Source organism: uncultured Rossellomorea sp. (assembly GCF_947488365.1).
In the GTDB taxonomy this organism is placed as follows: Bacteria; Bacillota; Bacilli; order Bacillales; family Bacillaceae_B; genus Rossellomorea.
In genome coordinates this window covers 15287-28615 of sequence record NZ_CANKZT010000004.1, presented here as the reverse complement: position 1 = coordinate 28615, position 13329 = coordinate 15287, and the positions used below count along the sequence as shown (strand labels likewise).

Annotated in this window: 10 protein-coding genes; 1 reads left to right on the top strand and 9 read right to left on the bottom strand. The window is 40.0% G+C overall.

Annotated elements, in window-relative coordinates; translation table 11 throughout:
- Positions 1–53 precede the first annotated feature (53 nt).
- From Q1B03_RS14735 to Q1B03_RS14710, 6 genes are all read right to left on the bottom strand, one after another.
- Positions 54–1184, bottom strand: a complete 1131-nt coding sequence (locus Q1B03_RS14735) for a hypothetical protein (protein WP_299742781.1) — start codon at positions 1182–1184, stop codon at positions 54–56.
- The gene (locus Q1B03_RS14730) at positions 1177–1611 is read right to left on the bottom strand and encodes a PilW family protein (protein ID WP_299742778.1); all 435 of its coding nucleotides are present in this window, start codon (positions 1609–1611) and stop codon (positions 1177–1179) included. Before Q1B03_RS14730 ends, Q1B03_RS14735 begins: the two co-directional genes overlap by 8 nt.
- A gap of 13 nt (positions 1612–1624) precedes the next feature.
- On the bottom strand, positions 1625–2047 hold the full coding sequence (locus Q1B03_RS14725) for a prepilin-type N-terminal cleavage/methylation domain-containing protein (protein WP_299742775.1): 423 nt from the start codon (positions 2045–2047) through the stop codon (positions 1625–1627).
- Positions 2048–2243: 196 nt separating this feature from the next.
- Positions 2244–3365, bottom strand: a complete 1122-nt coding sequence (locus tag Q1B03_RS14720) for a HAMP domain-containing sensor histidine kinase (protein ID WP_299742772.1) — start codon at positions 3363–3365, stop codon at positions 2244–2246.
- Between the two features lie 179 nt (positions 3366–3544).
- A complete protein-coding gene (locus Q1B03_RS14715) occupies positions 3545–5011 on the bottom strand; it encodes a cell wall-binding repeat-containing protein (protein ID WP_299742769.1) in 1467 nt (488 codons plus the stop codon).
- A 245-nt stretch (positions 5012–5256) separates the two neighbouring features.
- The gene (locus tag Q1B03_RS14710) at positions 5257–5382 is read right to left on the bottom strand and encodes a hypothetical protein (RefSeq protein ID WP_299742766.1); all 126 of its coding nucleotides are present in this window, start codon (positions 5380–5382) and stop codon (positions 5257–5259) included.
- 476 nt (positions 5383–5858) lie between these two features.
- Between Q1B03_RS14710 and Q1B03_RS14705 the strand changes: the two genes are divergently transcribed.
- Positions 5859–7511 (top strand): M4 family metallopeptidase, encoded by a 1653-nt coding sequence (locus tag Q1B03_RS14705; RefSeq protein ID WP_299742764.1) that lies wholly within the window; start codon positions 5859–5861, stop codon positions 7509–7511.
- Between the two features lie 53 nt (positions 7512–7564).
- On the opposite strand, the gene Q1B03_RS14700 is transcribed toward Q1B03_RS14705, so the two are convergent.
- The 3 genes from Q1B03_RS14700 to Q1B03_RS14690 form a co-directional block, all read right to left on the bottom strand.
- The gene (locus Q1B03_RS14700) at positions 7565–9985 is read right to left on the bottom strand and encodes a bifunctional diguanylate cyclase/phosphodiesterase (RefSeq protein ID WP_299742761.1); all 2421 of its coding nucleotides are present in this window, start codon (positions 9983–9985) and stop codon (positions 7565–7567) included.
- 14 nt (positions 9986–9999) lie between these two features.
- Positions 10000–11172, bottom strand: coding sequence for a beta-ketoacyl synthase N-terminal-like domain-containing protein (locus Q1B03_RS14695; protein WP_299742758.1), 1173 nt, complete (start codon positions 11170–11172; stop codon positions 10000–10002).
- 273 nt (positions 11173–11445) lie between these two features.
- Entirely contained in the window at positions 11446–13224 is a 1779-nt protein-coding gene (locus Q1B03_RS14690) for a LamG-like jellyroll fold domain-containing protein (RefSeq protein ID WP_299742755.1), read from the bottom strand.
- Positions 13225–13329 lie beyond the last annotated feature (105 nt).

Below are 13329 nucleotides of genomic sequence, written 5' to 3'. Positions count from 1 at the left end.
AATATCTACTAAAAAAACCTTCCACCAAAAGTGAAAGGCTTGCATTTATACCATCAATAATCAACTTCAGTGGAAATATCATCCCACATAATGGATAACGCTTGAGAAGAAACGCTTACACCGCAATTTTTCACAAAGTCAGTGCGGTTGACATAGGTTGGCTGACCAGACTTAACATCCCCACTTACAGAACCTTTCACAAATAACTTACCATTTACATGTATCTGACTGGCTTCTAGGTTACCGGCCACACACATTTTTGAGTTTTTACGAATGGATAAGTGTTTGGAAATAGAAGCGCCCCCCCCAACATACGTATAGGAATTGTCTTCTATATCCATATGCCCGTCAAGGCTCATGCTGCCTCCGACATATACCTTGGAACTGTCCAATCTTAGGTGTCCTCCAAAGCTCATCGCACCCTTTACTTCAAGGATCACGTTTGAAGCATTATTCATATTCTTCCCCAGTGACATGGATCCGTCAGAATGAATTTGTGTAGTGTTCATGTTATTGGCATTACCGTCCAGTATGAGTGCTCCGGTTGTATAAATAAGCTTGTCTTCCAAGTCATTATGATTTTGAGGATAGGATCCCGATCCCAGAACTAAAATTTCGTCGCAACGATCATAAATAATCGGTGGGTTTTTGCATTCCCCCCTTAGGTTTTCCGGTTTCCGGATTTGATTGAAATCTGGTAGTTCTTTTGAAGAGGTTGATCCGATTGTAATAGGTATCGTCATGGTCGTAAGTAAGATAGTTTCTTTACTTTCCGAACTTCCTAAGCTTTTAAAATGGATGAATAGTTCATTCTTTTGTTCATTAAGGTCACTAAAGTTCGTTAAATCATCATTTTTAGTGATTTGAAAATAAGAACCCAATTCTTCATCTTCTATCTCTACCTTTTCATTTTCCAGGGACCCTTCAACTTTCACCTTTAAATCTTCACTATTTGTTGCCCCCTCTACCTCTGCTTCTTTCAAGACATTCCTGATCTTACCTTCAAAATACTCCACGCCCATCTCCGCCAATGCAACCGATTGATAGTCCTTCTCTACTTCCTTATTTTGCTTCACACTGCTAAAGGATTGGCCCATGAAGGATAATGAAATCACCATAAAAACAACCATCATTAATAAGACGGTTACCAATGCATATCCTTTTTCGTTTTTTAGATCATTCACTATGGTTACTTCCCTTCAGTCTATATAAGGTTGTATCGATGACGAACTTATTGTTGGGATGGTGCTTATCTGTGATCGTGACGAGTAAAGGGTAATCGATCTTGCTTGGTTTGATGGGTTCTTCCGGGGCATTTTCCAGTGAAAAACACAGATCGTTATGATGAAACTCCTCTTCTTTTTCACTGTATTTCACTTTGATGGTACAATCCGGGTTTTCCAATTCATAGGATTCAGAAGTCTGATGAATCCTCGTCAACTTCATCGTTAAAATATTCGCTTCCTGCTGAATACTATTTTGTGAGACTGCCTTTTTCGTATAATTAATTCCCTGAAAGAAAACGTTCCACACAACTGCACCTATAATCGACAAAATCGTTAATGTAGCAAGGACTTCAACAAATGATAATCCCCGTTCGTTATGTATCAATGTAGAAGCCCCCTTAGTCATTTACCATCACGTATCCGTAGGTTTCACTTACTATTTTTTGATCTTCAACCACTTGAACGAGTAATTGATGAGCTTTTGTTGGGGATGGAGATTCCGCTGTATCCAAATCCGAGTGTTTATTGATCGTTACATTTACCTCAAATCCATCGATTGTGGAAGTGAAATAATGATAGTCATTGGGGTCTGTTCCTTCATTTTTTATGTAATGTGGGGGCGGTGTGTCAAGACTTCCCCTTTCCTTCCACGCAGCAAGTTCTCCCCTGGCCACGTTCACAGCCTTCATTTTCTCGCCATTATACGTATTCATCCTGCCCATCTGGGGAAAGAAATACACAATTGTCAAGAGAACGATCGATAAGATCACCATCGACAAAAGCACTTCAAGTAACGTAATCCCTTTTTCATTTTGTGTCATGATCTCATCCAACCTCCTCTTCAACTGATTATATTTTCCAATATCGATTATATCATTCCCATTCTACTAATCACTCAATCATGTGTTAAAATCAACCCAAAAAAAAAAAAAAACGATGCCAATCTATCGGTGCCAGGCACAAAAACCACGTTGTGTGCCTGGCACCGATAGATTGCACCGATAAGCCGGTATTCCTTTAGATAACCAGATTGGATTCAACAGGAATACCGATCGTAAACGTCGTCCACTCATCGTTCGAATGACAACGAATTTCACCGCCATGCTTCTCAATCAACTTTTTACAGATATATAGACCGATTCCGGTTCCAAGATCTTTCGTCGTGTAAAAGGGTTCAAAGATGGCTTCGATGGTCTCCTCCTTAATCCGCGGGCCATTATTGGAGATCTCCAGTTTTGTCTTGCCTGCTTCTTCTTCACAGGAAACGATGATCTGACGGTGGCCTTCCACTTCTTGAAGAGCGTCAATCGAGTTCATGATCAGGTTAAGAAAAACCTGTCTAAGCTCATCCCTGTTCCCCAATACCCTGATGGCCGTATCACACTTAAAATCAATGGTTACATCGCCATCCAGAAGGCTGGGATACAAGAATTCAATGGTTTCTTCAAGATGGTCGGAAAGGATGATCTCTTCCCTTACACTCTCAATTAAATCTTTTCTCGACACATGTAGGAATTGAGAGATACGGTAATTCAATTGCTCAAGCTCATGCTGCATAATATCCAGATACGGTAAGTCAGGATAACCGTTCTGCAAGAGCTTGGTGAACCCGATGATGGAAGTGAGTGGGTTTCTAAATTCATGGACAAAGCTCGAACTCATCTGTCCCAGAATCGTCAGCCTTTCTTTATGGGTCTGGTCGATATACGACTCTTTTTCCTGGAGCTGCTGCTCTTTGATTTCCGTATATTTTCTGACGGCCAAGTAGGAAAAACGGTCGAATAACGCATTGATTTCTTCAAAGATGGGCTGTAATTCCCGGAGCTCGATCCCTGAATTACTTACCCATTTTATGATGATGCTTTTTCCTATATTCACGTTGTACACAAACTCACTGATATTGACGTTTGCGTTGACTCGTTCCAGTGCAGTCTTGTGGGCAAGGTAGGTAATTTCTTCTTCACTGAGGGGCTTCTCGATCGCACGTTTCACTAATTGAAACATTTTCACCCCATTTTTCAACACTTCTTCTTTATATAAATCGTTTTCTGAAATAACGATGTCTTTTAGCCAATTATGTAAAAATTCATCTGAATGATTTTCCAGAAATTGTATCAGCGTGGTTGAAGCACTAGTCATTGAATGGCAGTCCCTTCATTCCGTTTATTGTCAAAATATTCGTTGATATCATCATAACAGAAAATAAGGGATAGGATGAGAGTCATTTGGTATTTTATTAGTTGGGGAATAATTGAAACAGATGAAAATAAAATAAGACCAATGAACACCCGAGGCGTCATTGGTCTTTCTGATATTTCCTATAAACCGCTGAGCTCCTCTACCACTTTTTGAGAAACGGCACCTTCTCCCCCAAGTACAGTATAGTACCACGTTCCATTTTCTGAAATATATTTCCGTACAGCGTCAGGAACCTTATTTTTTTCTACCAGGATGATAGGTTCGTAGTATTTGGAGGCGAGTACAGAACCAGTCAGTGCATCGGCAAAGTTTTGACCGGTGGCAACGGTGATGATATCTCCGGGCATTTCAAGTTGTGTGGCGATGTTGACCGATGTTTCATAACGGTCTTTACCTGAAATCCGCACAGGATTCTTTGTAGCAAGTTGCTTTTGGACTCCGTCTGAAATGGCTGATTTTCCTCCTACGATGATTGTGTCCGTGACATTTTTCAGAGCTTCCTTCGTTTCATCTGCTAATGCATTAGCAGGACTTAACAGGATAGGTATTCCACTTGAGGCAGCAAAAGGGGCAATAGATAAAGCATCAGGGAAATTGCCGCCGTAGGCAATGACTGCCTGATCGTAATACCCTAATTCTTTTGCAAGTTTCGCAGCCGTTTCATATCTGGTTTTCCCCCCGATTCGACGGACATCCAAGCCGTTATTCTGTAAATCCTTTGCAACTTTAGCTGATATTGCACCCTCCCCCCCTAAAATGACAACCTTCTTAGCCCCTAATTCTTTTATTCGTTCTTTCACCTTACCATTTAAGCTATCCTTTGGATTTAATAGGATCGGTGCATCTTTTTGATAAGCGAATGGGGCACCTGCCAAAGCGTCAGGGAATGTGGTGTCTCTTGCCAAAACAACCGTTTCAGCACCGTCAGGCCATCCTACCTTTGAGATTTCAATGGCGGTTTCGTGCCGGTCTTTTCCGTAAATCCGATACACATTATCCACGGTTTCCTCTCCAGTGAATGCGGTCAATCCATATACTCCATCCCCGCCGAACATATTCAGGTCAGTGGCTGCAAGATAATAGGAACCTGGAGGAAGAGAATAATAGATCTGGAGATTGTCGCTACCATCTTCCAGCCATTCATCGGGATAGACAGGCTCTCCTTCCTGGGTGAAAAGCAAATACCCCAGATCATTGAGAGTCGTCAATGTCGATCCGTAAATATACGTATCTTGCATTTCATCGATATCCAAGCTGTAAAAGTCCAAGTCTTCAGACCACCAAAAGGTGCCGAGTACGATGTCGTCGAGGCGGATGTAGTCAGCCTGGTAAGGGTAATCATTGGGTTCCAGTTCATACACTTCACCCATCAACTTCATTTCATCGGGCTTGTTTAATCCTTTCATCCTTTCTTTCAGCCTGGTGAAGGTAGAGTCATCCAGTGTTGATGTAGATGGTTTCTTTGAGAGAGATTGAAGTTCTTCTTTAATCGTTGTGTAATCAAACGCACCAGCGGCAAACGACGGCGAAACACTCAAACAGAAGATCAATAGAATGACAAATAAACCGGTACTGATTTTCTCCATGACTCCAGCCCCTTCGGATTGAAAATATATGTAACGCTCAACATCGGTTTACAAACTTATATTATTTGAGAAAGCTGAATTCTAGACGTGAAAAAATTGGTTCCATTATTTTCTTATATATAATGGATAAGTGGAAAAAGGAATATTTTTAATACGCGATTTAGCATAAAAAGTGAGGTTTTGGAAAGAAAAGCAGTTGGGAATGAAGGATGGAAATATTGCAAATTAGATTATCAAACTATATCTTAGAAAATACGTTTTCTTGGTTTGTTGAGAAACTTCATAAATACTCGTTTTTTTTCTGTTTTAAAGATTTTTATCCCTACTAATTTTAATGGCGTCCATACTTCTTTCATATAATATCCGGACATTGTCATTCCTCCTAACAAAGTGATATATTAACATATATTTCCTACACTTCTATTATAGGATATATTTCAGAATAATCTATAAATTAAGAATAAATACTTATCGACAACTTTTTCAGAGAAGTGCATTACTATCAAAGGTTTTATTAAAACCGGCGGCTAATTAATTTTATTATTGTAAGGTTTATCTCTTCACATAATTCTAAGTACCCACAAAACTAATATTTATAACCTATTATTATCTAAATAATCTTCCCCATTATTCTTTAACTTTCGACAATAACTAGTTCATACTTATTACTTTGAAATCCGAAATGAATGAGAGGAAATAGTGTATTGCTCTAATATACCTATATCCACCTTCTCCTCCCGCCAATAAATACCTATTTATTCAGACTATTAAGATAATAGAAATGAATCATGTAATTATTTTCCACCCTCTCTATACTTGTACATAAGTTACTAAAGGAGGAAATAATTTGAAGAAAATACTAATCGCACCAATTATCCTTTCTACTACTCTCTTTTCTGCCGCCCTTCCGTCCAGCGATGCCCTTGCCGTCCAACCCCAGGAACACGCTGTAAATACAGCCTCAAAAGAATGGAATGAGATTGCCAATGTCCCTCTTTTTGTAAAAGAAAAGCAGGCAGTCAAACGCCTTGCAGTTAATTCTAATGATGCTCTTAACTATCTGGATCAACATAAAAGTAAAATTGGAATGAAGAATCCCAAAGCCAGTTTGAAAGTGAAGGAATCAAAAAAAGATGAGCTGGGGATGACCCACGTCCGCTTCCATCAAACAAAGAATGGACTGCCTGTTGAAGGATCTGAAATCATTGTTCACTATAACAAAAACAGTGAAATCACAGCTGTGAATGGCTCTTACAATGAACAAGTGGAAACGAGCGAACTGAATACGTCTACGCTCGTTACCAGCGAAAAAGCGGTAGAAGCAGCGAAAGCCTCTGTTCATGCTCCAGAAAAAACAGAATACACTCCTACATCGGAACTCGTAATCTACCCGTTTGAAGGGAAAAATCATGTGGCCTATAAAGTGAATGTGAACTTCCTGGGAGAAGAGCCTGGAAACTGGTTTGTGTTCGTTGATGCGAAAAGTGGAAAAGTGGTGGATCAATACAATGGAATCATGCATTCCGAAGAGATCAAAACTCAAACAGGAACAGGAACAGGTGTATTGGGTGAACATCGTCTTCTACATATCTCACAAGTAAAGGAACCGCATTCAGGCACCGAATTCCAGATGGCGGATTATAGCCATGAGGATTTGGAGGGGATTTTAACGTACGATTATCCTTCAAGAGAGATATTCTCCAATAAGGATGCTTCATTTAAATCAGAGTACGATCGTCCTGCCGTGGACGCCCATTTTAACTCAGAGAAGGTGTATGAATATTATCTTAATGAGCATGACCGAAATTCCCTTGATGATGAAGGAATGGCGATCATTTCTTATGTTCATTATGGAACAAATTATAACAACGCCTTCTGGAACGGTCGCCAAATGACGTACGGTGACGGTGATGGAGAATTCATGGTTCCATTATCTGCCGGTCTTGACGTGGCCGCCCATGAAATGACTCATGGGGTCATTTCCAACTCCGCCAACCTTGTGTACCGCTTTCAACCAGGGGCGCTAAATGAAGCTTTCGCAGATATCTTCGGTGCATTGATCGATGACGAGAACTGGGAGCTCGGTGAAGACATCATGGCACCGGCTGCCAAAGCAGACGGCAGAGAATCTCTTCGCAGCTTAAGTGACCCAAGCAAATACCCGGTAGGAGCAAAATATGTAGAGTACGGAAATGGTGAAGGCAAATATCCATCGCACATGGATGAATTTTACGATCTTCCCCGTTCCTTGGATAACGGAGGTGTTCATATTAACTCGTCCATCATTAATCATGCCGCCTACCTCACGGCTCAGGATATTGGACGCGAAAAGCTCGGAAAAATTTATTACCGGGCATTGACGATTTATTTGACGCCTGTGTCTGATTTCAGTGATGCCCGTCAAGCGATCATTCAATCTGCTGTCGACTTGTATGGAGAAGGCAGTGCAGAGGCAGAAGCAGCTGCCGGTGGCTTTGATTCTGTGGGGATTATGGAGTAAAATAGGATATTAAAAAAGCATGAAGATCCATTCTTCATGCTTTTTTACGTTTCTCATAACCATTCAGGTAAGGAATTTTCTAGAAATACATTTTTCTCGAACTCCTCTGGAGACATTGGGTGACCAATCCCATATCCTTGCACCAAATCACAGTTACTAGTTTTCAAGAACAGGTATTCCTCCTGACTCTCCACCCCTTCTGCGGTTACGTTTAAGTGAAGGTGTTTTGCCATGGATATAGTGCTTCTTACAATGGCCTGGTGATCTTCATGAGAAGTAATTCCTCTAATGAAGGATCGATCGATTTTCAATGTATCTAAGGGATATTTCTTTAAGTAACTAAGAGATGAATAGCCCGTTCCAAAGTCATCCATAGATAAACTTACTCCTAACCTCTTTAGTTCCTGTAGTTTAAACACCATCACTTCTTGATCGCACATGGCAATGCTTTCTGTTACTTCTAAATCAATGTAAGCTGGATTAATACTGTATCTCTTGATACTTTCTTCTACTTTACCAACAAATGATTTGTCCAGAAGTTGTCTAATCGATATATTAACGCCTACTTTCAATGCTTTGTATCCCGCTTTTTGCCATTGCTGATTTTGTTTCAAAGCATGATCGAGTACCCATTGCCCAATAGGGATAATCAGCCCGGTTTCCTCAGCTATTGAAATGAATTCAGCTGGTGATACATTACCTAAGCTGCTACTTTCCCAGCGGATGAGTGCTTCCATTCCACATATCGATCCTGTCTTCACATTTAAGAGTGGCTGGTAAACAAGGTGAAATTCTTCCTTTTCGAGAGCATTGCGTAATTCTTTCTCAATAACCATTTTCCTATAAAACTGTTGATTCATTTCTTTGCTGAACAGTTGAAAGCTGTTCTTTTCTCGATCTTTAACATAATACATTGCTGTATCCGCATTTTTCATTAACGTTTTTGCATCTTCACCATCTTCCGGATACATGCTGATTCCGATACTGGGGGTAATATAGAATTCTTGATCCATGATTAGAAACTCTTCGCTAAATTGTTCAAGAAGGAGCTTGGCTGTTTTAGTCGCTTTTTCTCTTGAAAAATTAGGAAACAGTAAAGTGAATTCATCGCCACCCTGTCGATAGACCTTTGAATTAGACAGCTGATTTATTTCAAGGAATTTCTCTAATCGTCTTGAAACTTCTATTAATAGCAAATCTCCAAAATCATGACCCAAAGTATCATTAATATATTTAAACCTGTCCAAATCAATCAACATGATAGCAGCGCTGATGTTATGAGAAGTGTGATCTATTAAAACAGAGGTTAAATCCTCATTGAACAGTCTTCTGTTCGGTAAACCTGTTAATACGTCATGATTTGCTTGATGAATGAGTTCGTCTTCATGCTTTTTTCGCTGTGTAATATCTGTTGATACCCCCAGCAAAATGGTATCGTCCCCACTGACGATCGGAATTTTCGTCGTTTGCAGCCACCTGATATTCCCTTCTTTATCAGTGAAATATTCCTCGGGAATGGATACACCTTTTAACTCTGAAAGGATCGCTTTATCATTACGATAAATAGAAGCAGCCATTTCTTTATCAATTTGTATGTCGAAGTCCGTTTTCCCGAGCATTTCTTCTTTGGTTAAACCATAAAGCCCTGCATAGGATCCATTCACTAGAGAATACCGTCCATCTTTATCTTTTGCATAAATGTAATTAGGATTTAAATCAATTACTGTTCTTAGGAAAAGCCGTTGTTCATCAAGCTGTTTGTTCATATCTCTAACAATTCCAACATGCATTCGGTTCGAAAGAATTAAAATGGATATGGCAAACACCATGACTGATATGGCACTGGGAAGCAATCTGGATTCAGGAAACATATTTAAAATCCCTATTCCATACCCAACAGCTGTAGAGAGTAGAAAATGAAACAAAAATGACCGCAAAGCTGAATGATGTATTCTTTTAGAAATAAAGAATGAAAGGATCATACTTAATCCAAATAAAAACACATTCGTATGGAAGACCCATGATAATTCCCCGTATACAGGAAAATAAAATTCAAAGGATCCCTTTGGTTTTATTAGAATAAGTGTATCAATTCCATGCCTGCTCCAGCCTACTAAATAAACAATAAAACTCCAGACATAAAAGAAGATAACGCTATATTTATTCATCACAAAACGCCATTTACTCCTTTTAAAGCTTGGAAATTCTTCTTGATAAATGGTGTATGCCACATAATACAACGTTGGAGATACAAGGATGGATCCTATTCGAAATAATCTGAAATACAGATCGATGGTTTCCTGGGATAATACACCATAAGCAAACAATAAAGCTACATCCACCTGCCAAAAAGACGCTAATAGCAGGAATAGAAATAAGACTTTAGAAAGTTTACTTTTCTTGAACAATAAAAGAACAGTAATCCCAATACTAAGTGGAATAAGGGCGACTAGAAGTAAAAAAAGAAAAAACATATGAAGTAAACCCCCTATTTAGTAACGATGACACAAGCGTTATTCCCACTATTTCCATGAGTCGTAATACTTACAGTGCTTACTGGTTGATATACGGTTTGGTACACAATCGGTAAGTCTTCAAATCCCTTCCCTCCTGTCTTAATTGTAGGAGGTATGAACCCATATTCAATAGAAAGTAAAGCAGAAATCATTTGTATGGCTCCCATCGCTGCAAAGGAGTGACCAGTCATTCCCTTTATGGATGTTAGCGGAACTGTGTTTGTCAATAGTTTTTTATGTATGATCCCTTCAATTCGATCATTGGTTTTGAGTCCCAGGGCTTGACTATTTACATAGCAAGGAACTGTATTCCCTAACGTTTCTTTATAAACAGAAAGCATCTCTTCTCCCGTTTCATCAGTATGCAAAATAGGCTTACCTTCATTCCTTGAGCATACTTTTTCAACTCTGCCATATATGGTTTTACCATGCTTTAGCGCTATCTCTTCAGTCTCTAATACCATAATCCCTGCACCTTCTGAAAGAACAAAACCTTGATGATCTGTTGAAAAAGGGACGCCTGTTTCATTGATATGTACACCGGAAGTAATGGCCCTGGTCTTAATAAATCCATTGATACTCCATTGTCCAAGTGGTGCATCTGTCCCACCAACTATACAAGCATCAACTTGTCCGGCTTCCAATAAGAGTTTTGCCAATAGAACCGCATCTAAACTTGCTGTGCACCCTGTGGTTATGGTAAAGGTCGGACCTCTTGTACCTATATGTTCCGCTACGGTAGCTGATAATGTATGTGAGTCAACAAGTGAGACTCCATGCAATGGATACTTCTTCATGTTCAGTGCGACTGAAGAATAGTGCTCCACTTCAAGAATGGCTCCAGCTGAAGTACCTATAATGATAGCAATTCTATGGGGGGCGCATGATAATCCAGCCATTTCAACAGCATCATTCGCAGCAGCTAATGCCATTCTTGTGGACCGGGGATACCTTGTATAATTTTTTTCTCTCAAAATCGCAAAATCATCTTCTATTAATCCGGCAATTACACTGGACTGATCTTTGCCTCTATTTTCAAGAACGGAGTGAGTGCATATACCGTTCCTTAATACCCTTTGAAAGTCTTCTTTACTTAATACACCTGGTGCCTTAATTCCGTACCCTGTTATCACAATGTTGCCCACTGAAATCATCCTTTAAATTAGTAGAAGACGGTGTTACTATAACACGTTACAATGCTTATTATATATGAGATAACTAGACATAACCTATCATTTCACGACAAATATCTAGGAAGATAGATACATTTCTTAAAGGCAAATATAAAGTTAAAACAGTGGATAACACGAGACGATTAGTTCTAGTCTTCTTATAAGGATTAAAAAGTTGAATTATATAGAAAAGCATGAAGATATTTCTTCATGCTTTTAAGAAAATGCATATTGCACCGTTATTAACTACTGCCCAAAATCAAACCGCTCTTCAAAATCAAAAGGTATCTGGAATTGATCACGTTCCCCCGTTAAATACGCCACATCAAAATACGTCTTCTGAGGCCTTGGCAGTTTATCCACCCATGGGGAGTAGGTTTTAAACCTAATCACCTTATCAGATTCATCGAATTCTGCAAATCTCATCCAGCCATTGCCACCGTGATAGCTTGACTGGTAGTCGACCAGCATTTGTAAAACCTGATTACCTGCTGCATTTTTTTTCACTCTGTGAGTGGAGCCTTGATGATGGCCATTGACCGTCATGAATACCTGGTTAAAAGGATGGACCAGTTCATCCCAAGCCAGTGTCCCCCTCTCTGTCTCAATGGGAGTGTCTCCCTCTATGTTGAGGATTTGATGAGAAAGAAGGATGGTTGGTGTTTTGGGATGTGCTTTTAGAACCTTTTTTGCCCATGGAATGTCCTCCTTCATATGTTCCATGTCGAGGGATAGGAATAAGTAATGATAGCTTCCCGCTTTAATGATGGAATACGAACTATATCCAGTAGGGGAAGCCCCTTTAAAATACGATTTGTCCTTAAAACGACCTGACCCATAATATTTAAGATAGGGATTTCCTTTACCGTAGTCATGATTCCCGGCAATCGTTACATACGGTACCTTCCCCTGGTCGAGGAGACCGACGCTTGTAGACGAGTGGACCCATTCCTCCAACGAATCGCTTTGATCGACCATGTCTCCTAAGAAAGCGGTCATGGCGAAATTCAACTTTTCATATTTCTTTGAAATCCATCTCATTTGTTCTTTGAAAATTTCTGGTTTAGAGCGTACCGTTTTTTGAGGATCAGGGACAAAAAGAAAGGAATAATTTTTCTTTTTTGTTCGTAAGGATTGATAGTGATTGGACCCGTTTTGGACGTGGTCACCCGCCTTTTGTTGGATAAGCCATTCTTCTTGTGGAAGAGCTCGATTGGCGATGCGTATTTCCTGTAAATTCCCCGAAAACAAGGCATCTGCTTTGTTCTCTTTTTCTGATGCCCCGATATTCCATCCCTTTCCTTTTGCAACATCAATCCCGAATATTTCAGCGTCAGTGGAGTGCCTGAAGTCAGCCACTCCATTTATATAGATGCTTGAATGTTTCCCATCATTAACGACCGCTACATGATACCAGTTTTCTACACTATCAAGGGCAAGGGACCAATCTGTCTCGCTGCGTTGAAGATTTAATGGCTGACTGGCCCACTGGACTTGTTTAAAATCGGAGACAGATAAGGTGGAGCGCCCGCCACCCCTTGACATAATGCCCATTCCACCGTGATCTTTAGGAGAGAACTGTTTCGGCAGTTTGAATAATACCTCGATGGTATATCCGTTTTTAAAGCGATTATGATTCAAAGGGGCATCCTTGTCGGTTTGAAAATATTGACCTCCGGCATCACTTTTTTTGTGATGAAACTGCAGAGTCTCCACCCCATCCTTTTGTTCGTAATCTTCTTCAGACCAGCGTACGGAAGGAATCTTTTGATTGGAGTCTTCCAGGTTGATTAACCGGAGATGATTCGCGTTCCCACTTACATCTCTCATCACCAGATCCTTTTCGGTGATGGTCCCGGATTGAATATAATCCTTTGAGAAGATCCAGTGGGCGGCAATGGCTGAAGAAGGACCTTTCTCTTCCATGTCCCGTCCGGAAATGACAGGAGGGAACAACACCCAAAGCAGAACCATCAAACCCGCAAGTCCCGTTATGAATAGCAGGTGTTTTTTGTCTAATCTCAATGTCGTCCCTCCTTTACAGGCGTTTTCTAGTTAGTATGGACCGTGTCGAATAATAGATGTATCGCATTGAAACAAAAAAAAAATCCTCTAATGAATCATCATTAG

Coding starts and splice junctions, on each gene's coding strand:
- Q1B03_RS14725 (WP_299742775.1), bottom strand. CDS start 2,047: ATGACACAAAATGAAAAAGGGATTACGTTACTTGAAGTGCTTTTGTCG.
- Q1B03_RS14700 (WP_299742761.1), bottom strand. CDS start 9,985: ATGTTTTTTCTTTTTTTACTTCTAGTCGCCCTTATTCCACTTAGTATT.
- Q1B03_RS14720 (WP_299742772.1), bottom strand. CDS start 3,365: ATGACTAGTGCTTCAACCACGCTGATACAATTTCTGGAAAATCATTCA.
- Q1B03_RS14710 (WP_299742766.1), bottom strand. CDS start 5,382: ATGTCCGGATATTATATGAAAGAAGTATGGACGCCATTAAAATTAGTA.
- Q1B03_RS14715 (WP_299742769.1), bottom strand. CDS start 5,011: ATGGAGAAAATCAGTACCGGTTTATTTGTCATTCTATTGATCTTCTGT.